The sequence below is a fragment of the Haloferax sp. S2CR25 genome, from assembly GCF_031624535.1.
Classification (GTDB): Archaea; Halobacteriota; Halobacteria; order Halobacteriales; family Haloferacaceae; genus Haloferax; species Haloferax massiliensis.
In genome coordinates, this window is sequence record NZ_JAMQOO010000001.1 from 952,742 (window position 1) to 970,504 (window position 17,763).

A 17,763-nucleotide genomic window follows, 5' to 3' on the forward strand; every position below is an offset into this window, starting at 1 on the left:
TGAACCTACGCCGCCGACGAGTTGGTCGTCGTCGGGGCGAGAACGACGACAGAACCGCCCGTATCGGCTTCGAGCGTCAGCCTGAGGCGGTGTTCGCCCGGGCCGAGGACGAGGCGGTCGCCGGCGACTCGAATCCGGGGACCGCCGACGCGGCGGACGACGGTCGGGCCGGTGGCGACGCTCGCCGACAGTTCGACGCCGTCGCCGCCGCGAACCGCGAGTTCGGAGACGGCCGCCGCCCGCCACGACCCGGACGGGACGTCGAGGTCGACGTGCCGTCGCGCGCCCGCGACGCCGGCCGGCGTCGGGTCTTCCGCCGCCGCAAGCGCCGTCGCGGCGTGCGCGATGTCGTCGGCCATCGAGCCGATTTTCACCGTCGTCGCGTCCGTTCGGGCCGCGTCGGCCGCCGGGAAGACGACGCCCGCGATGGCGACCGCGAGGAGACACGCGAGGACGACGCGAATCACAGCGCGTCGCGGAGGCGAGCGGCCAGTCCGCGGTCGGTGGGGTCGTCGCGCGAACCGGAGGTATCGTTCCGGGAGTCGCCGGCGCGGGAGTCGGGAGCGACGTGAGAATCGCGACCGGCGCGAACGGCGGTCCCGGCCGTCTCGTCACGCCGAGGAGAATCGTCGTACGCGCCATCGGCTTGCCCGGCGGGCGACGTCGCCGCGTCCGTGGCGAGCGCGTCGGCCGTGCGGTCCGCCGCGGGCGACGCCGTCTCGTCGACGAGTTCCGATTCGAGCGACTCGGCCTTGGCGAGCGCGGCGTTCGCCCGGCGCTCGACGTCCTCGTTGACCGCGCGGACGCCGCCGAGGTAGCCGCGCATCGCCTGCGTCGCGGCGTCCATCTCGTCGAGGCGCTCGGTGAGCGACTCGACCGCCGATTCGAGGTCGGCGACCCGACGCTCGACGGCCGCGAGGTCTTCGAGCGACGAGAAGTCGGCGTCGCCGTCGGTGATGGTTCGTTCGACCGCGTCGAGTCGCGCGGCGAGGTCGGCCGTGCGGTCCGCCGCGGGCGGGGCGCTGGAGGCGGGCGAAGCGAGCTCGGCGTCGGCAGCGGCGTCGCGGCGAGTCGGGTCGGTCGTCATGGACCGGCGTGGTCCCGCCATCCGTGATAAAGCTCCGGGGCGAGGGCCGATTCGAACGGTCGGGTGAGCCAACATTCCACATGTGAGGAATGTTCAAGGTGACAGCCCGAGTGAATCATGTATGAAAACCGTCCTGATTGGTGTGGGACAGGCGGGCGGGAAGCTCACGTCGGCCCTCCAGTCGTTCGACCGGCGGATGGGGTTCGGCGCGGTGCTCGACGCGGTCGCGGTGAACACCGCGAGAGCCGACCTCCAGTCGCTTCCGGTCGAGACCGTGCTCATCGGCCAAGACCGCGTCAGCGGGCACGGCGTCGGCGGCGACAACGAACTCGGAGCCGAGGTCATGGAGTCGGACCAGACCGAGGTCATGTCTGCCCTCGACGGCCGCGTGACGGCCGAAGCGGAGTCGATTTTCGTCGTCGCCGGCCTCGGCGGCGGCTCCGGCTCGGGCGGCGCGCCCGTCCTCGCGAAGGCGCTCGCCCGCGTCTACGACGTGCCGGTGTACGTCCTCGGAATCCTGCCCGGACGGGACGAGGGGGCGATGTATCAGGTGAACGCCGGCCGGTCGCTCAAGACCGTCGCCCGCGAGGCCGACGCCGTCCTCCTCGTCGACAACGACGCCTTCCGGTCGTCCGGCGAGTCGATGAGCGAGGGCTACGACGCCATCAACGAGGCCATCGCTCGCCGCGTGGGCCTGCTCCTCGCGGCCGGCGAGGCGACCGAGGGCGTCGGCGAGAGCGTCGTCGACAGCTCCGAGGTCATCAACACCCTCCGTTCCGGAGGTATCGCCGCGCTCGGATACGCGAGCGCCGAGGCCTCCCCGAACGCCGAGGACAACATCAACGCGGTCATGAGCACGACCCGCAGCGCCGTCCTGACGGGCACGAGCCTGCCGGACGCGAGCGACGCGGACTCCGCGCTCGTCGTCATCGCCGGGGAGCCCGACACCATCCCGCGGAAGGGCGTCGAGCGGGCGCGTCGCTGGGTCGAAGAGGAGACCGGCAGTCTGGAGGTCCGCGGCGGCGACTTCCCGCTTGAGAGCGGCCGAATCGCGTCGCTCGTCCTCCTCGGCGGCGTCGAGCGCTCCGAGCGGGTCGAGTCGTTCATGGAGCGCGCCCGAGAGGCCATCGACCGGGCGAAGACCGAGACGCGAGCGGACCCCAAAGAGATGTGGCACAACGACGACCTCGACGACCTGCTGTGAGCGCCGACGCGGTCGCTGCGGTCCGAACGACCACCGAGTGAGAGGTATCGAGGACGTTCGTCCAGCGATTCCGCGAGCATCGTCCAGTCTGCGAATGTTTTTTCCGTATCCCCGCCCACCCATGTCATGTGTTAACAAACATTTCTTTCGAGGGGAGCGAAGCGATGCGCGTGAGAGTCGGCTCGGCACGACGCCGGGGTCGACATGTCTGAGTCGACCTCGGGCCCGCTCCGGCGAAGTATCGAAGTCGAGTACTGGGTCGTCGAGGAGGACGGGTCGTTCACCGACCCGGGCGGGCTCGTCGACGCCTCGCCGGGGGCCGAACGGGAGTTCGTCGAGCCGGTGTTGGAGGTGAAGACGACGCCGTGCGACTCGGCGGCCGAGCTGCGCGAGGAGTTGTACGAACGGCTCGGGGACGTCCTCTCGCGGGCCGAGGAGGTCGGAAAGCGGCTCGTCCCGCTCGCCACGCCGCTCAGCGACGAGTCGGTGACGGAACTGGACAGCGACCGGACGCGCATTCAGAACCGCGTCGTCGGGTCGGACTTCCAGTACGCGCGACACTGCGTGGGGACGCACGTCCACGTCGAACAGCGCCCCGGTCGGGAGATCGACCAGTACAACGCGCTCGTGGCGCTGGACCCAGCGCTGGCGCTCGTGAACTCCTCGCCGTACTACGACGGGAAGCGGTTGGCGGCGGGCGCGCGGTCGAAGCTGTACCGCCGGATGACCTACGACGACGTGCCGCATCAGGGGCGACTGTGGCGCTACGCCGACGACACGCGGGAGTGGTCGCGCCGCCTCGAACGCCGGTTCGAGGAGTTCCTCGTGCGCGCCGAGGAGGAGGGCGTCGACCGGGCGACCATCGAGGCGAACTTCAGCCCCGAGAGCGCGGTCTGGACGCCGGTGCAACTCAGAGCCGAGTTCGGCACGGTCGAATGGCGCTCGCCCGACTGCTCGCTCCCGAGCGACGTGCTCAGACTGGCGAACAGCGTCGCGGACGTGGTGAACCGCCTCGACGACGCGACTCTCAGAATCGACGGCGACGGCGGGCGCGTGACGGACGAGGGGGTCGTCCTGCCCGAGTTCGACGCGGTGCTCCGCTACGTCAACGCCGCCATCGAGGACGGACTGGACTCCACGGAAGTGCGGTCGTACCTCGACCGGATGGGATTCGACTTGGACGCCTACAGCCCGGTGTCACACGAGATAGACGGCCGCGAGACGGTCACGCCCGCGGACGCGCGAGAACTGCGGCTGACTCACGCGGACCGGCTCGAACGGGACGTTCGGAGCGCAGTACGGCAATAAGAGTGAGAGACCGCCGACCGCTTACTGCTGGATGAGGCTCGCGCCGTCGAGTTCGGTGCGGCTGTACTCGACGTCCATGAGGTCGAGGATGGTCGGCGCGATGTCGTAGAGGTCGGCGTCCTCGATGACCGCGCCGGGGTCGTCGACGTACAGCGTCGCGTTGTCGAACGAGTGCATGCCGTTGCGGGGGCCGACGCCGAACACGTCGTCGTGGCCCTTGAAACCGGACTTCAGGTCGAAGCCGTGGTTCGGGATGACGACGAGGTCGGGGGCGATGTCGTCGTGGTCGCCGCGGAAGGCGTCTTCCTTGACGACGACGCGGTCTGCGACCTTGTTGCCGTCGGGGCCTTCGAGCGCTTCGAGTTCGGCCTTGAGTTCGTCGCGGACTGCCTCGTACTCGGATTGCGGGACCGACCCGCGGGGCTCGCGGCCTTCGAGGTTGACGAAGAACCGGCCGGGGATGAGCGAGTACGCCTTCGACTCCTCGTCGATGTCCGAAAGCGAGTCGTGGTCGTCGTCCTCGTAGGAGAGCCAGCCGTTCTCTTCGAGCCAGGTGTTGCAGTGGACCTCGTAGTCGAGGGAGGTGAAGCCGTGGTCGGACGCGACGATGAGCGTCACGTCCTCGGGGAGGGCGTCGCGGATGCGACCGAGGTAGTCGTCGACGGTGCGGTAGAACTCCATGAAGGCGTCCTTGTTCTTCCCGTCGCGCTCGTAGTCCTTGAACAGGAAGTGGTTGACCCGGTCGGTCGTCATGAAGACGCCGAAAAAGAGGTCCCAATCGTCTTGGTCGATGTAGCGCTCGAACGCCTCGTACCGCCGGTCGAGGGTCTTCCGAGCGTCTTCCATGAACGCGGTCTTGTCGTCGTCGTGACCGAGCTTGGCGTTCACGTCGATTTTGTAGTTCATCTCGGAGAGCGCGTCGCGGAAGTCGTCGGGGTAGGCGGCCTTGTCGACGCCGGGCGAGAGGAAGCCCGAGACCATGCGCTGGACGTTGCGCTGAGGCGGGAACGTCACGGGGACGTTCATCACGGTGGCCTCGCGGCCGGCGTCGGTGACGCGGTCCCAGACGCGGGTGGCCTGCACGTCGCGGCCCATCGGGACGTACGTGTCGTAGGAGCCGACCTCGCGGTCCTGGAAGCCGTAGACGCCTGTCTCGCCGGGGTTGACGCCGGTCGTGAGCGCCGGCCAACACGCCGAGGACTCCGGCGGGACGATGCTGTCTATGTCGCCCGCAGAGCCCTCGTCGGCCAGCGCCGCGAAGTTGGGGAACTCGTCGGGATGCTCAGAGAGGAGAGTGAACGGGACCCCGTCGATGCCGATGAAGGCGACGCGGGGGTGATCTTTGCCGCGGAGACGGTCGAACAAACCCATACCTCACGGTATCCGAGACGAACCATAAGAAGGTTCGTCTCTCACCCGGAGTTTGCGACGAGAGACGACGGATACGCGGCCGCTGTCGGAGAAAGCGGCGAATCTCTCCGGGCGATTTCGGGGCGCTGACACCGCCGAAGACCTGTCAGACGCGAATCAGGCCCGTCGGGGAGAACGACGCCACCGACGCCGGGCGCGCACTCCGACGGGGCGGTTCCAAACTGTCACTCGGCGAGACAGCCGGTCCGAGGCGGGGTGTGTCGGGCCGGGCGAAGGAGCGAAGTGCCGCGCGGGACAACGACAGGGCGTGAAGGAGTTCGAGCGTAAACAGCTCTTGGAGCGCGTCAATCGGGAGGGTGCGACCGTCGGCGCACAGATTCCCGACCGCATCGAGGTCCAAGGCGAGGAGATAGACCTCAGGGAGTTCGTCTTCGAGATAAAGCGCCGCGACACCGTCCCGTCGGGCGAGAAAGAGCGCGTCGACCAGGCGAAGCGGAACCTCCGCCGCGAGCGCCTCGAACGGCTCCAGCGAATCGAGGACAACGAGGTGAGCTACGACGAGGGCCGGCGACTGGTCGAGGACATCGTCGGCATCGACCGGGCGCTGAACGCCCTCGAACAGCTTCGACCGGTCGACCTCGAACGGGAGGAACACCGCCAGACCGCCGCGGACCAGAAGCGCTGGATGAACTTCCTGAAGAAGGCGCTGGGCCGCGACGGCGGCAAGGGCAAGCGGGGCGGCCGATGAGCCGAAACGACGAGATAGCGACCCTGCTGGAGGAGTTCGCCGACCTGCTGGAGGCGAAAGACGTGGCCTACAAGCCGTCGAGCTACCGCCGCGCCGCCGAGAACGTCCGCGAGCATCCGACGCCCGTCGAGGAACTCGCTGAGGAGGGCGAAGACGCGGTCCAGGAAATCGACCGCGTCGGCGACGCTATCGCCTCGAAAATCGTCGAGTACGTCGAGACCGGCCGCATCGAGGAGTTGGCGGAACTCCGCGAGGAGCTGCCGGTCGATATGGCCGGCCTGACGAGCGTCGAGGGCGTCGGCCCGAAGACGGTCGGCAAACTGTACGAGGCGCTGGGCGTCGCCGACCTCGACGACCTCGAAGCGGCCGCCCGCGACGGGAAGATACAGGAGGTCAAGGGGTTCGGCGCGAAGACGGAGGCGAACATCCTCGACGGCATCGAGTTCGCCCGCGAGGCGACCGGCCGCGAACTGCTCGGGAAGGCCCGGCCCGTCGCCGACGACCTGCTTTCGTACCTCGGCGACCACGACGCCGTCGGGCGGGTCGAACCCGCGGGGTCGATGCGGCGGTGGCGCGAGACGGTCGGCGACATCGACGTGCTCGCCGAGAGCGCCGACGCCGCGGCGGTCATCGACCGCTTTCTCGCGTGGGAGCTCGTCGGCGACACCATCGAGGCGGGCGAGCAGAAGGCGAGCGTCCGGGTGAACGGGATGCGGGTCGACCTCCGCGTCGTCGACCCCGCGGAGTACGGCGCGGCGCTCCAGTACTTCACCGGGAGCAAGGACCACAACGTCCACCTCCGAAACATCGCCATCGACCGCGGCCTCAAGATGAACGAGTACGGGATGTTCGACGTCTCGGACGTCGAGGACCCCGACGACGGCCCGCGGGCCGGAACGCGCGTCGCCGGCGACACCGAGGCGTCGATGTACGCCGCGCTCGACCTCCCGCTCGTGCCGCCGGAGATGCGCGAGGACACCGGCGAGATCGAGCGCGCCGCCGACGGCGACCTGCCCGACCTCCTCGCGGAGGGCGAACTCCGCGGCGACCTCCACACCCACACCGACTGGTCCGACGGCGACAACACGGTCGCCGAGATGGTCGCGGCCGCCGAAGAGCGCGGCTACGACTACCACGCCGTCACCGACCACGCAACCGGGCCCGGCATGGTCGGCGGCGTCGGCGTCGCGGACGACGACCTGCTCGACCAGATTGACGAGGTTCGGGCCGTCGGCGAGGAGTCCGACATCGCGGTGTTCACCGGCGTCGAGGCCAACATCGACGCCGAGGGCGGCATCTCCGTCGCCGACGACGTGCTGGCCGAACTCGACGTGGTCGTCGCCTCGCCCCACAGCGCGCTCGACCAGGACCGCGAGACGGCGACCGAACGGCTCGTCACCGCGATGGAGCACCCCGCGGTGAACGTCCTCGGCCACCCGACCGGTCGGCTCATCAACCAGCGTCCCGGTCTGCCGCTCGACTACGAGCGGCTCGCCGAGGCCGCCGTCGAAAACGGGGTCGCGCTCGAACTCAACGCCAGCCCGTACCGCCTCGACCTGAACGGCGAGGCGCTCAAAATCGCCGTCGAGGCGGGCGCGACGGTCGCCATCGACACCGACGCCCACCGACCGGGCGAACTCGACCACGCCCGCTACGGGGTCCACACTGCCCGCCGCGGCTGGGTCGAGACCGCGGACGTGCTGAACGCGCGGTCGGTCGAGGAACTGACCGACTTCCTCAAGTGACCGACGACGTCGGGCCGGACCATCCCGGCACGGTCGCCTCGGGCGTCGACCGCGGCGCTCCCGGCGACACCGCGCTCCTCCTGGACGTGATGCTCGGCAAGCTCGCCACCTACCTGCGGATGTGCGGCTACGACGCCGAGTACGCGCTCGACGGCGGCGACAAGGCGGGTGAGTCCGACGGCGGCCGCGACCCCCGAGCCGACCCCGGCGACGACGGACTGCTCGCGCGGGCGGACGCCGAGGGTCGCGTCCTCCTCACCCGCGACGTGCGACTGGCCGAGCGAGCCCCGCGGAGCGTCCTCCTCGCCGAGCGGGAGCCAATCGCGCAGCTCCGCGAGCTCGAATCGGTCGGCTTCGCGGTCTCGCTGGACGAGCGGCCGTCGCGGTGCGGCGTCTGTAACGGCCGCGCGGAGGCCGTCGGTCGCGACGAGCGAGTTCCCGACTACGCGCCCGACCCGGCGGAGACGGCGCTGTGGCGGTGTCGAGACTGCGGACAGGTGTTCTGGCGCGGGAGCCACTGGCGCGACGTGGAAGCGAGATGGAACGGGGAAGAAGGGTAAGCGGTCGTCAGAAGACTACTCGCGGCGGCGCGGGAACCACTCGTCGCAGGCTTCCATGTCCTGCATCATCTCGTCGTGGGCCGCGCAGTAGGGTTTGAGCCCGTCCGAGGTTCGGACGTACTCGAAGTACGTGCAGTTGCCGCAGTAGCGGTCGCCGACGGTGGCGTTCGCCGGGCGGTCCGCGTCGGGGTGGTCGGCCGCGCCGGCCGGCGAGCGCGCGGACTCGCTGGACTGGACGGTGTCGACGCCGGAGCGGTTCGTCGCCGCGGTGTCGGCGGTCTCCGGCCCGTCGGGCGACGCCGAGGATTCGGCGTCGAGCGGGGTGATGTCCTGCGTCGACGCGCCGCCGTCGGTCGCGCCGGCGGTCGCGGTCGCCCCCGACCCGGCGGTCGCGGTCGACTGATTCGTCTGCGTCTGGACGTCGCCGTCGGGCGTGCCGCCGAGGAAGCCGATGCCGCCGAGTCCGCCGCGGGAGTTCTCGACTTCGACGACGCGGGTCTCGCCTTTCTTCGTCACCTGCACCGTGGCCGTGCCGCCCGGGTCGTTCCGCGTCTTGAAGTTGGCGACGCCGACGAACAGACACCAGAACGTCGTGACCGTGCCGAAGAAGTAGACGGCGACGGTTTCGAGCGTGAGGTCGGGGAGGCCGGCCCCGCAGGTCGCGCCGGTCCACTGGCAGGGGTACGCGTGCGAGAAGAGCGCGACGCCGAGGACGGCGATACTCGCGCCGATGAGCGACGCGGCGCGGGTTCGACGGCTCGCGGGGAGGACCGCGAGGACGCCGAGGAAGACGGCGGGGACGCCGATGCCTCCGAGGATGCCCCCGAGTTCGCGCGCTTCGCCGAGGGTCGCCCCGCCGGACGTGTACACGTCGGTGGTCGCGACGACGATGCCCGCGACGACGAGCAGCACGCCGAGGAGGAACCCCCCGAAGCCCAGGGACAGCCGTCGGAGACTCGGCCCGCCCCGGCCACCGTGGTACGCCTCCGAAAGACTAGTCATGGCACCGACTACGAAAGCAGCCCCTAAAACGATGCGTCAGACGAGTATCTACTTCTCGACACGTCGCAGGGCGGCGACACGCGCACGGCGACCCGATACGCCGCCGGCGGCGCGGCGGCGGCACATGTGAATCTCGAAGGGATTATCATGCGCGGTGGCTAATCCCCGCGCATGGCTGACGAGGAAGCAGACGAGGCACCCGCCGTCGAACTCGGTACGGGCGCGTCCGTCGAAGGTGCGCCCCTCGCGCGCGTCGCCTCCCGACTGACGTGGCCGCAAGAAAAGAGCAGTATCCTGAACAAAGAGGGCGACGCGGTCATCCGCACGCCCGACGGCCCCCAGAGCCTCGAAGACGTGCTCGCCGAGGCCGACGAGACCTACTTCGAGACGCGACAGGCCTTCGTCGACGACGTGCTCGACATCGTCGGTCGCGGCCCGGTCCAGACGGACTAGCGGTGTTACGCCGCCGGCTCGCCGGTCTCCCGTGGCTCTACCGCGCCCTCATCGTCGGGGGCGTCGTCGGAGCCGCGTGGAGCCTCTGGCCGCTTCCCGCCGGCGACCTCACCTACCGCGCGGTCCACGACGCCCTCCTGTTCATCCTCGTACCCGGAGCGCTCGCGCTCGCCCACGGCCGTAACCTCGGCTGGAACGTCGACCGCGCGGCGCTCCGAAACACGCTTTTGCTCGCGCTGTTCGTCCTCCCCTTCTACCTCGTCGGGTCGAGCCTGCCGTCGATTCGGGCGTACTACCCGATGTGGCACACCTCGACCGCGCTCGCGGACTTTCTCCCGCACGCCGCCCAGCAACTGCTCGTCGTCGTCGCCGCCGAGACGTACTACCGCGGCCTGCTCTGCGTCGGCGTCCGCGAAATCGGCCGGAAGAGCGCGCTCATCAGTCCGATTCTCTACGCGTTCCACCACGTCGGCAAGCCGCCGATAGAGATTCTTCTGTCCGCTCCGACGGACGTGCTGTTCGGCCTCGTCGACTACGAGAGCGACTCGATTCTCCCCTCCATCGTCGCCCACGGCGGCGGCCTCATCCTCTTGGACTGGCTCGTGCTCCACCCGCCGCTGTTCCCGCCCGACCGGGTCGCGTCGGCGCTCCAGTGGCTCCCGATTCCGCTATGAGCGACGGTGACGACGCGGAGAGAGAGGAAGAACCGTCACCGTCGCTCGGCCTCGCCCGCGGCACCGTCGAACTCCTCGCGCACGACCCGCGCTGGCGCGAGGCGTACGAGCGCGAGGTCGAGCGTCTTCGACCGCGACTCGACAGCGACGACGCCGGTAGTGGTGGTAGCGACGCCGACGGCGTCCGGTTCGAACACGTCGGGAGCACCGCGGTTCCGGGACTGGCCGCGAAACCCATCGTCGACCTGCTCGTCCTCGTCTCCGACCGCGACGAGGCCGGCGGCGTCGTGCGGTCGCTCGAAGCCGCGGGCTACGAGGAACGTCCCGACGACGTTCCCGACCGCCGGTTTTTCGTCCGCGGCCCGCCCGAACGCCGGACCCACTACCTCTCTCTAACAGAACTCGGAAGCGACTGCCACCGCGAGCAGGTCGCCTTCCGCGACGCGCTCCGCGCGGACGACGGCCTCGCGGCCGAGTACGAGCGACGCAAGCGCAAACTCGCCGAGGCGTACCCGGACGAACGAAGTCGATACACGGCCGCGAAATCATCGTTCGTCGAATCGGTGCTCGACGACTCGCTCGTGTGAAGTCGGCACACTACCATACCTTTTCCCCGTCGGAGCATCAAGAGAGGTGCATGGCACTCCCAATCGACCCCAGCGCCATCAAACCGGAAGACATCGGCGAGGAACGCGTCGTCCTTGAGATGGAACACGAGGCGGCAATCGAGCGCGTCCGCGAGGCGTTCACCGACGCCGGGTTCGGTGTCGCCACCGAATTCTCGCCCTCCGAGATGCTCAACGAGAAGGTCGACGCCGGCCGCGACCCCTACTACGTCCTCGGGGCGTGTAACCCGAACATGGCGGACCGCGCGCTCGACGCCACCGACAACAAGATGGGCGGGCTGTTCCCGTGCAACGTGGTCATCTGGGAGGAAGAGCCGGGCAAGCAGGTGGTCTACCACCTGAGCATCATGCGCGTCGCCCGCCTCATCGGCATCGCGCCCGACGACGACGAGATGGCCGATATCATCGCCGACACGGGCGAACTCGTCGAACAGGCGCTCGCCAACCTCGACGCGGCCGAGGCATAATCGAGGTCACCGAGCGTATCCAGCCGTCTCGACTTACAATCCGTCTCGCGCGTCGAGCGCGTCCGCGATGCGCTTCACGTCGCCGCGAATCTTGTACAGGAGATAGAGCGCGACGAGCGCCGCGACCACGGGGAGGAGCGCGAAAATGCCGTAGATGAGGATGATGATGAGCAGTTCGGGACCGCCGGGGACCTGTAACGGGAGCATACGAGAACGTATCGTCCGACTGTCAAAATAGTTGCTCAGGCGAAGTCGAAGATGTCGGTCTGGAGACCGGCGGCCATCGTGGACTTCCGGCGGAGGTCCGCGAGCGACACCGGGAGGTACTCCGTCACGTCGCGGACGGCGTCGCCGAACGTCTCGGCGTCGGCCGTCTCGCCCTCGAAGGCGTGGCGGATGGACTCGCGTATCTGCCAGACGCCGACCGGGCCCCAGTAGTCGTCGGAGACGTGTCTGATGACGAGCGCCTTCGCCTGTCGGCCGCGCTCTTTGAGGTGTTCGAGGACGCCGAGCCGGGAGGCGTGGTACGCGCCGGCCGTCTCGTTCACGTAGCCGGTCCGCCCCTCGTAGCCCTCGCGGTCGGCCGCGAGGTACATCCCCGCCTCGGGGTCGGGGTTCCAGACGCTCCCCGGCGCTTTCAGCTCGATGAGTTCGAACTCCCAGCGCCCCGGCGCGAGGATGACCCAGAAGGCGTTGCCGATGAACTCGTTGCGGTAGATTTCGACGCCGTCGATGCTGTCGGCGTGTTTGACCTGCCCGCGGAGGTACTGGCCGAGCGTGTCGTCGACGGCGGTGATAGACCACCGCGTCGGGACGAGTCGGCGTTGTTCGGTCTGGCCGAGCGCGCCCGCAGAGAGGATGGTGTTGATGTCGTACACGTCGAAGCCGCGGCGGTAGAGGTACGTCATCGCGCCCTCGGCGTTCCAGTCGTCGTCTTCGAGCGTCTTTTGCACCAGTTTGGGGACGTGCGGGTTCTCCGCGAGGTCGGCCGAGCGGGCGCGGGCCCGCGGGCCGACGGGCGTCGCCACGTCGTCGGCGCTGGCGTCGAGGTCGAGAGATGGCTTCCCGTCGAGGCCGATTTCGACCGTCACGGGGCGGTCGGCGATGGCGACCTCGCGTTGCGTCCCGAGGAAGCCGTCCCACGAGTCGGCGACGTTCGTCACCTTCGTCCCGCGATTCGAGTTCAGAAGCGAGGTGCGCCGCTGGAACACGTCGTCGATGCTCACGCCCTCGTCGTACCACGCCGCGCTCGTCTCGAAGGCGGCGGCGTCCTCGTCGTGGCCGACCGGCGAGAGGATGCCCGTCGAGACGTTCGGGTAGTTCGACCGGCCGACGAAGATAGACGGGGAGACGCCGCCGTACAGCGAGTCTCCCTGCACCGTCTCCTCGAACCGGTCTTGGAACGTTTCGAGGTGGTCGAGGATGCCGTAGGACTTCTCCTCGGCGAGTCGCCGCCGCTCGGCGCGCTCGTCCCGCTCGATGTCCATGTACTCGTCGAGCCGCATTCACCGGATGTGGGTCGCCCGCGGGTATGAACCTTCGGCGACGCGTCCGGGTCAGAAAGGGGTCCGGCTCGCGCGGGCGGGGCTCAGGTGTGGATGCCCATCGCTTCGATCTGTTCTTGGTAGCGGTTCCGGATGGTGACTTCCGTCACCTGCGCGACCTCGGCGACCTCGCGCTGGGTCTTCTTCTCGTTGCAGAGAAGCGACGCGGCGTAGATGGCGGCGGCGGCGAAGCCGGTCGGCGACTTCCCGGAGAGAAGCCCCTGTTCCGCGGTCGTCTCGATGATCTCGTTCGCCTTCGACTGGACCTCCTTCGAGAGGTCGAGTTCGGACGAGAATCGCGGCACGTACTTCTTGGGGTCTACCGGCCGCATCTCCAGGCCGAGTTCCTGCGAGATGTAGCGGTACGTCCGCCCGATTTCCTTGCGCTCGACGCGCGATACCTCGGAAATCTCTTCGAGCGAGCGCGGGATGCCCTCCTTCCGACAGGCGGCGTACAGCGCCGAGGTGGCGACGCCCTCGATGGAGCGGCCGCGAATCAGGTCCTCGCTGAGCGCGCGGCGGTAGATGACCGACGCGACTTCCCGAACCGACCGGGGGACGCCGAGCGCCGACGCCATCCGGTCGATTTCGCTGAGGGCGAACTGGAGGTTGCGCTCGCCGGCGTCCTTGGTTCGGATGCGCTCTTGCCACTTGCGGAGGCGGTGCATCTGCGACCGCTTCTTCGAGGAGATAGAGCGGCCGTAGGCGTCTTTGTCCTTCCAGTCGATGGTCGTCGTCAGCCCCTTGTCGTGCATCGTCTGCGTGGTCGGCGCGCCCACGCGCGACTTCGACTGCCGCTCTGAGTGGTTGAACGCCCGCCACTCCGGGCCGGGGTCGATGCGCTCTTCTTCGATGATGATGCCGGTCTCCTCGTGAATCAACTCGCCGTCGCCGGTCCGAACGACTTCCTCGGGGTCGAGGTCGTCGAGGTCCAACTCCTCTTCGGATGTCTCGTCGTCCTGTGACTCGTCTCCCCATCGAGTCCGGTCGTGGTCACGCTCCCGCTGGCGGGTAGGCCGTTTCATCGCATTTATATATTGTCTATTTGCTTGCACTTCAACCTTTGCCGGCGTTCGTCGCAGTATCGCCGGCCCTCGGTGACGAACGGAGCGCCTTTACCGAGTCCCCGGCGAGGTGACGGTATGCCGACCGTCGAGTGCGACCCCGACGAAGCCCGACGACGACTCGAAGCCGCGGGCGTGTCCGTCTCGCCCGGAAACACCGACCACGAGCGGTGGCGCGCCGAACGCGGCGACGCCAGCGCGGTCGCCTACGACGGGAAAGTCGTCGTGCAGGGGTCGAGACCGACGGACCTGCTCGCGCTCATCCGGCCGAAAGGCGGCCGCGCGCACGTCTACTTCGACGGCGCGAGTCGCGGGAACCCCGGTCCAGCCGCCATCGGATGGGCCATCGTGACGAGCGACGGCATCGTCGCCGAGGGCTCGAAGCGAATCGGCGAGACGACCAACAACCGCGCGGAGTACGAGGCGCTCGTGGAGGCGCTGTCGGTCGCAGCGGAGTACGGCTACGACGAGGTGGACGTCCGCGGCGACTCGCAGTTAATCGTCAAGCAGGTCCGCGGCGAGTGGAACACCAACGACCCCGGACTCAAGGAGCGCCGCGTGAAGGCCCGAGAGCTGCTGTCGGCGTTCGACCGGTGGTCGCTGGAGCACGTACCGCGAGAGATAAACGACCGCGCCGACTCCCTAGCCAACGAGGCCCTCGACGATGCCTGAGTCAGAACTCCCCGAAGACGTGCTTTCGGAAGCCGAGCGGCTGACGCGGCTGGCCCGCGACGCCGTCGACCCCGACGAGGCCGAGGCGTATCGGTCCGCCCGCGACGACATCGTGGGCGAGTACGAGTTCCGCGCGCGACACCGCGAGGACGACGACGTGTTGGTGCTCCACCCCGACGAGTGGGTCGACGACGACGGGGTGGTCGACCCGACGGAGATAGACGACGTCGACCGCGGAATCGAACGCCCGCTGTCGGGGACCGGCGAGGACCACGAGTGGAGCGCGGTCGAGGAACACAACGCGGCGTGCGTCGCGGCCGTCGCCGAGGAACACGGCGCGGACCACGCGGCGAACGCCCGCGCGTTCGCGGACTTCCTCGGGAACCACTACGTCCGGCGAATCGAGACGGCCGGCGCTCCGGAGGTGCGCGAGTTCGTCGAAGAATATTATCCACGCAACGCGTGGCCGACCGCGGAACAGCGGTCGTTGTTACCGGAGTCGCTCGAATTGCTCTTCGACGCCGCAGACGCCGAAGTGCCCGAATACAACTGAGCGAACCCCGCGGTTCGTGCGGTGTGTACTGCCGATTACAGCTTGCCTTCGACGAGCTCCGAGACCATCTCGGCGCGCTCGTCGTCGGTGACGAACTTCGAGAGCATCCAGTCGAAGCGGTCGAGGACCGCCTGGAGGCCGTCGTCGGTCAGTTCGTACTGGTTCGTCCGCTTGTCGAGTTCGCTCTTTTCGACCAGCCCCATCTCGACGAGGTCGTCGAGGTTGGGGTACAGACGCCCGTGGTTAACTTCGGTGTCGTAGTACGATTCGAGGTGGCGCTTGATGGCCAAGCCGTACATCGGTTCCTCGGCGAGAATGACGAGGATGTTCTGTTGGAACGCGGTGAGGTCCCGAGCCGCACCGGATTTGTTGCCAATTGTTTGTGCCTCTGACATGCATATGGAAATGTCACCGTCCTATTTAAACTTTGTCAACGAGCAGTCGGTTTCGCCGTCGAATGCGAGGACACTATACGATGAAATTGGGGCGGAGCGGACACGTGTGCCGAGTATTGCACAGAGGCGGGCCGCGGCGACGAACGGGAGACAGCGGGCAGTAGCCGCGCGGGCATATCTGGAGAATATCTCACACGCATAGCGGTAACGTCGTGGGATTCCGTGGGGAATACCTCTACATATAGAGGGGTTCAAAGTGGCCGACGAGACCCGGATAGCAGCGATACGAGACCAATCCCGAAAGGACTTTTGCCCGCATCGAGGATGGGTTCGGTATGGTGAACCTCTGGGAAGACATGGAGACCGGCCCCGACGCGCCGGACGAAATCTACGCAGTCGTCGAGTGCCTCAAAGGCGAGCGCAACAAGTACGAGTACGACAAGGACATCCCCGGCGTCGTCCTCGACCGCGTGCTCCACTCCAACGTCCACTACCCGTCGGACTACGGCTTCATGCCGCAGACGTACTACGACGACGAGGACCCCTTCGACGTGCTCGTCCTCGTCGAGGACCAGACGTTCCCCGGCTGCGTCATCGAGGCCCGCCCGGTCGCGCTCATGAAGATGGATGACGACGGCGAGCAGGACGACAAGGTCATCGCCGTCCCCATCGAGGACCCCCGCTACGACCACATCGAGGACCTCGAAGACATCCCCCAGCAGACGCTCGACGAGATCGACGAGTTCTTCGCGACCTACAAGAACCTCGAAGCCGGCAAGGAAGTCGAGACGCTGGGCTGGGAGGACAAGCAGGCCGCCAAGGACGCCATCGAACACGCGATGGACCTCTACGAAGAGAACTTCGCGTAAGCGACGTTACCGCGCGTTTTTTCCGCGCCGCCTTCGACCGCGAGCCGCCGCGCCCGTCCGCGGCGGCACTCCCCCGAAGAATCGTCCGAACGGGAGACCGACCGCCGTCGTCGCCACAGATACCCGACAGTTATCGCTGACGCGCCCGCCGATAAATTATGCGCATGGGTAATCTTTAGTCCCTCTGTCCGGTAGCTTGAGACACGTATGGCAGCCAAGCAACCCCGCCTCGGGCTTCAGCACCCGACCGTCGTCCCCACGAACTTCACGCCCGCCGACGAGGCGGACGAAGACGCCGAGGAATCGTCCTCCGAAGACGCGTAATCCCGTATTTCTCGCGCGACGACCGTCGAGAGCGACGGCGTTGGCCGCGCCGCCGCCGCACCACTTCCGTCTCCTGAAACGGACAATTCGGGGAGCTGAACCGGCGACGGTGCGGATTCGACCCCTAATCAAGAGGTGCGCCAACACACCACGTTCATGAGGGAACCCCTTTTTATCTCGCCGCTGTAAGGCGTTGGTAATGCCTATCTGCGACGTGTGCGGCAAAGACGAGAGTCTGCCGTACCGCTGTTCGCGGTGTGGCGGGACGTTCTGTTCCGAACACCGCCTCCCCGAGAACCACGACTGCGCGGGGCTCTCCGACTGGGACGACCCCGCCGGCGTCTTCGATAGCTCCTTCGACGATTCGGTGAACAATCAGGGCGGCCGCGGCGGGGGACTGCTCAGCTCGCTCACGGGCGCCGGCGGCGTGTTAGGCTACTTCCGCGGGAACGTCTCCTACCTGTTCCTCGCGCTGATGTGGCTCACGTTCTTCTCGCAGCTCGTCTTGGAGCAGTTCCTCGGCTTCCGCTCGCTCTCGATTAGCGCCTTCTACCTCACCACGTCCCACCCCGAGTACGTCTGGACGTGGGTCACCTCGATATTCGCCCACGGCGGCTTCTACCACATCGTCGGCAACTCCATCGTGCTGTTCTTCTTCGGCCCGCTGGTGGAGCGCTACGTCGGGTCGCGGAAGTTCGCGGCGCTGTTCCTCGTCAGCGGGATGCTCGCCGGGCTCGCACAGATCGGCTCGTCGCTGGTGTTGTCGCCGGGTATCCCGTCCGGAGTCGTCGGCGCGAGCGGGGCCATCATGGCCGTCCTCGGCGTCCTGACGGTCCTCAACCCGGGGCTCCGCATCTATCTGTACTTCATCATTCCCGTCCCGCTTTGGCTGTTCACGCTCGGGTTCGCCGGTATCTCGGTGTTCTTCTTCCTCAGTCCGGGGGCCGGTGGCGGCATCGCCCACTTCGCGCACCTCATCGGCCTCGTCATCGGCCTCGCCTACGGCCAGCGCGTGAAGGGCCAACGGAAGGTCCCCTCGCAGCTCTCGCTCGGCGGGCGCGGCCCCGGTGGTCCCGGCGGCCCCGGCCGGTTCTGAG

21 protein-coding genes are annotated in these 17,763 nt (G+C 67.9%); 13 read left to right on the top strand and 8 right to left on the bottom strand.

Annotated features, from left to right (window positions below; genetic code table 11):
* Window positions 1–5: 5 nt before the first annotated feature.
* Together NDI65_RS04995 and NDI65_RS05000 are read right to left on the bottom strand one after the other, a co-directional pair.
* A complete protein-coding gene (locus tag NDI65_RS04995; protein WP_310893442.1) occupies window positions 6–467 on the bottom strand; it encodes a hypothetical protein in 462 nt (153 codons plus the stop codon).
* Window positions 464–1,087 carry a hypothetical protein gene (locus NDI65_RS05000; RefSeq protein ID WP_310893443.1) on the bottom strand — a complete coding sequence of 208 codons (624 nt, stop codon included), beginning with the start codon at window positions 1,085–1,087 and terminating at the stop codon, window positions 464–466. The genes NDI65_RS04995 and NDI65_RS05000 overlap by 4 nt, the downstream gene beginning before the upstream one ends.
* A gap of 121 nt (window positions 1,088–1,208) precedes the next feature.
* Between NDI65_RS05000 and NDI65_RS05005 the strand changes: the two genes are divergently transcribed.
* Together NDI65_RS05005 and NDI65_RS05010 are read left to right on the top strand one after the other, a co-directional pair.
* Window positions 1,209–2,291, top strand: a complete 1,083-nt coding sequence (locus NDI65_RS05005) for a tubulin/FtsZ family protein (protein WP_089779013.1) — start codon at window positions 1,209–1,211, stop codon at window positions 2,289–2,291.
* A gap of 204 nt (window positions 2,292–2,495) precedes the next feature.
* Window positions 2,496–3,599, top strand: coding sequence for a glutamate-cysteine ligase family protein (locus NDI65_RS05010; protein ID WP_089779014.1), 1,104 nt, complete (start codon window positions 2,496–2,498; stop codon window positions 3,597–3,599).
* 21 nt (window positions 3,600–3,620) lie between these two features.
* Here NDI65_RS05010 and NDI65_RS05015 read toward each other — a convergent pair whose 3' ends face one another.
* The gene (locus tag NDI65_RS05015; RefSeq protein ID WP_089779016.1) at window positions 3,621–4,970 is read right to left on the bottom strand and encodes an alkaline phosphatase family protein; all 1,350 of its coding nucleotides are present in this window, start codon (window positions 4,968–4,970) and stop codon (window positions 3,621–3,623) included.
* Window positions 4,971–5,277: 307 nt separating this feature from the next.
* On the opposite strand from NDI65_RS05015, the gene NDI65_RS05020 reads away from it, so the two are divergent.
* Genes NDI65_RS05020 through NDI65_RS05030 form a run of 3 tightly spaced genes read left to right on the top strand, consistent with a single transcriptional unit; the run spans window position 5,278 to window position 8,023 of the window.
* The gene (locus NDI65_RS05020) at window positions 5,278–5,718 is read left to right on the top strand and encodes a DUF5788 family protein (RefSeq protein ID WP_089779018.1); all 441 of its coding nucleotides are present in this window, start codon (window positions 5,278–5,280) and stop codon (window positions 5,716–5,718) included.
* Window positions 5,715–7,463 (top strand): DNA polymerase/3'-5' exonuclease PolX, encoded by a 1,749-nt coding sequence (gene polX, locus NDI65_RS05025; RefSeq protein WP_089779020.1) that lies wholly within the window; start codon window positions 5,715–5,717, stop codon window positions 7,461–7,463. The genes NDI65_RS05020 and polX overlap by 4 nt, the downstream gene beginning before the upstream one ends.
* A complete protein-coding gene (locus NDI65_RS05030; RefSeq protein ID WP_089779022.1) occupies window positions 7,460–8,023 on the top strand; it encodes a Mut7-C RNAse domain-containing protein in 564 nt (187 codons plus the stop codon). The genes polX and NDI65_RS05030 overlap by 4 nt, the downstream gene beginning before the upstream one ends.
* Before the next feature lie 15 nt (window positions 8,024–8,038).
* Here the strand turns inward: NDI65_RS05030 and NDI65_RS05035 are convergent, their stop codons facing one another.
* The gene (locus NDI65_RS05035) at window positions 8,039–9,025 is read right to left on the bottom strand and encodes a ribonuclease BN (protein ID WP_089779024.1); all 987 of its coding nucleotides are present in this window, start codon (window positions 9,023–9,025) and stop codon (window positions 8,039–8,041) included.
* A 171-nt stretch (window positions 9,026–9,196) separates the two neighbouring features.
* On the opposite strand from NDI65_RS05035, the gene NDI65_RS05040 reads away from it, so the two are divergent.
* From NDI65_RS05040 to NDI65_RS05055, 4 genes are read left to right on the top strand one after another with little or no spacing between them, the layout of a single operon-like run.
* Window positions 9,197–9,478: a DUF5789 family protein gene (locus NDI65_RS05040; RefSeq protein ID WP_007274349.1), complete on the top strand. Its 282-nt coding sequence runs from the start codon at window positions 9,197–9,199 to the stop codon at window positions 9,476–9,478.
* 2 nt (window positions 9,479–9,480) lie between these two features.
* Entirely contained in the window at window positions 9,481–10,152 is a 672-nt protein-coding gene (locus tag NDI65_RS05045; RefSeq protein WP_089779026.1) for a CPBP family intramembrane glutamic endopeptidase, read from the top strand.
* Window positions 10,149–10,739 (top strand): GrpB family protein, encoded by a 591-nt coding sequence (locus NDI65_RS05050; protein ID WP_310893444.1) that lies wholly within the window; start codon window positions 10,149–10,151, stop codon window positions 10,737–10,739. The genes NDI65_RS05045 and NDI65_RS05050 overlap by 4 nt, the downstream gene beginning before the upstream one ends.
* A 50-nt stretch (window positions 10,740–10,789) precedes the next feature.
* The gene (locus NDI65_RS05055) at window positions 10,790–11,245 is read left to right on the top strand and encodes a DUF302 domain-containing protein (protein WP_089779029.1); all 456 of its coding nucleotides are present in this window, start codon (window positions 10,790–10,792) and stop codon (window positions 11,243–11,245) included.
* 33 nt (window positions 11,246–11,278) lie between these two features.
* Here NDI65_RS05055 and NDI65_RS05060 read toward each other — a convergent pair whose 3' ends face one another.
* The 3 genes from NDI65_RS05060 to NDI65_RS05070 form a co-directional block, all read right to left on the bottom strand.
* Entirely contained in the window at window positions 11,279–11,452 is a 174-nt protein-coding gene (locus NDI65_RS05060) for a hypothetical protein (protein ID WP_004970081.1), read from the bottom strand.
* A gap of 35 nt (window positions 11,453–11,487) precedes the next feature.
* Window positions 11,488–12,750, bottom strand: coding sequence for a DNA repair protein NreA (gene nreA, locus NDI65_RS05065; RefSeq protein WP_089779031.1), 1,263 nt, complete (start codon window positions 12,748–12,750; stop codon window positions 11,488–11,490).
* Window positions 12,751–12,833: 83 nt separating this feature from the next.
* Window positions 12,834–13,814: a transcription initiation factor IIB gene (locus NDI65_RS05070; RefSeq protein WP_089779034.1), complete on the bottom strand. Its 981-nt coding sequence runs from the start codon at window positions 13,812–13,814 to the stop codon at window positions 12,834–12,836.
* Between the two features lie 117 nt (window positions 13,815–13,931).
* Here NDI65_RS05070 and rnhA point away from each other — a divergent pair, with 117 nt between their 5' ends.
* Window positions 13,932–14,525 carry a ribonuclease HI gene (rnhA, locus tag NDI65_RS05075; RefSeq protein WP_089779036.1) on the top strand — a complete coding sequence of 198 codons (594 nt, stop codon included), beginning with the start codon at window positions 13,932–13,934 and terminating at the stop codon, window positions 14,523–14,525.
* A complete protein-coding gene (locus tag NDI65_RS05080; RefSeq protein ID WP_089779039.1) occupies window positions 14,518–15,078 on the top strand; it encodes a rnhA operon protein in 561 nt (186 codons plus the stop codon). The genes rnhA and NDI65_RS05080 overlap by 8 nt, the downstream gene beginning before the upstream one ends.
* A 35-nt stretch (window positions 15,079–15,113) precedes the next feature.
* Here NDI65_RS05080 and NDI65_RS05085 read toward each other — a convergent pair whose 3' ends face one another.
* Window positions 15,114–15,473 carry a PadR family transcriptional regulator gene (locus NDI65_RS05085; protein WP_004970086.1) on the bottom strand — a complete coding sequence of 120 codons (360 nt, stop codon included), beginning with the start codon at window positions 15,471–15,473 and terminating at the stop codon, window positions 15,114–15,116.
* Between the two features lie 335 nt (window positions 15,474–15,808).
* Here NDI65_RS05085 and NDI65_RS05090 point away from each other — a divergent pair, with 335 nt between their 5' ends.
* Window positions 15,809–16,342 carry an inorganic diphosphatase gene (locus tag NDI65_RS05090; RefSeq protein ID WP_042663700.1) on the top strand — a complete coding sequence of 178 codons (534 nt, stop codon included), beginning with the start codon at window positions 15,809–15,811 and terminating at the stop codon, window positions 16,340–16,342.
* A 523-nt stretch (window positions 16,343–16,865) separates the two neighbouring features.
* Window positions 16,866–17,762 (top strand): rhomboid family intramembrane serine protease, encoded by an 897-nt coding sequence (locus NDI65_RS05095; protein WP_089779041.1) that lies wholly within the window; start codon window positions 16,866–16,868, stop codon window positions 17,760–17,762.
* Window position 17,763: the final 1 nt, after the last annotated feature.

What these genes read in the sequence shown, in the direction of transcription:
- NDI65_RS05095 (WP_089779041.1), top strand. Translation starts at nt 16,866, where the DNA reads ATGCCTATCTGCGACGTGTGCGGCAAAGACGAGAGTCTGCCGTACCGC.
- NDI65_RS05040 (WP_007274349.1), top strand. Translation starts at nt 9,197, where the DNA reads ATGGCTGACGAGGAAGCAGACGAGGCACCCGCCGTCGAACTCGGTACG.
- NDI65_RS05050 (WP_310893444.1), top strand. Translation starts at nt 10,149, where the DNA reads ATGAGCGACGGTGACGACGCGGAGAGAGAGGAAGAACCGTCACCGTCG.
- NDI65_RS05010 (WP_089779014.1), top strand. Translation starts at nt 2,496, where the DNA reads ATGTCTGAGTCGACCTCGGGCCCGCTCCGGCGAAGTATCGAAGTCGAG.
- rnhA (WP_089779036.1), top strand. Translation starts at nt 13,932, where the DNA reads ATGCCGACCGTCGAGTGCGACCCCGACGAAGCCCGACGACGACTCGAA.
- nreA (WP_089779031.1), bottom strand. Translation starts at nt 12,750, where the DNA reads ATGCGGCTCGACGAGTACATGGACATCGAGCGGGACGAGCGCGCCGAG.
- NDI65_RS05000 (WP_310893443.1), bottom strand. Translation starts at nt 1,087, where the DNA reads ATGACGACCGACCCGACTCGCCGCGACGCCGCTGCCGACGCCGAGCTC.
- NDI65_RS05070 (WP_089779034.1), bottom strand. Translation starts at nt 13,814, where the DNA reads ATGAAACGGCCTACCCGCCAGCGGGAGCGTGACCACGACCGGACTCGA.
- NDI65_RS05090 (WP_042663700.1), top strand. Translation starts at nt 15,809, where the DNA reads ATGGTGAACCTCTGGGAAGACATGGAGACCGGCCCCGACGCGCCGGAC.
- NDI65_RS05080 (WP_089779039.1), top strand. Translation starts at nt 14,518, where the DNA reads ATGCCTGAGTCAGAACTCCCCGAAGACGTGCTTTCGGAAGCCGAGCGG.
- NDI65_RS05005 (WP_089779013.1), top strand. Translation starts at nt 1,209, where the DNA reads ATGAAAACCGTCCTGATTGGTGTGGGACAGGCGGGCGGGAAGCTCACG.
- NDI65_RS05085 (WP_004970086.1), bottom strand. Translation starts at nt 15,473, where the DNA reads ATGTCAGAGGCACAAACAATTGGCAACAAATCCGGTGCGGCTCGGGAC.
- NDI65_RS05015 (WP_089779016.1), bottom strand. Translation starts at nt 4,970, where the DNA reads ATGGGTTTGTTCGACCGTCTCCGCGGCAAAGATCACCCCCGCGTCGCC.
- NDI65_RS05055 (WP_089779029.1), top strand. Translation starts at nt 10,790, where the DNA reads ATGGCACTCCCAATCGACCCCAGCGCCATCAAACCGGAAGACATCGGC.
- polX (WP_089779020.1), top strand. Translation starts at nt 5,715, where the DNA reads ATGAGCCGAAACGACGAGATAGCGACCCTGCTGGAGGAGTTCGCCGAC.
- NDI65_RS05035 (WP_089779024.1), bottom strand. Translation starts at nt 9,025, where the DNA reads ATGACTAGTCTTTCGGAGGCGTACCACGGTGGCCGGGGCGGGCCGAGT.
- NDI65_RS05060 (WP_004970081.1), bottom strand. Translation starts at nt 11,452, where the DNA reads ATGCTCCCGTTACAGGTCCCCGGCGGTCCCGAACTGCTCATCATCATC.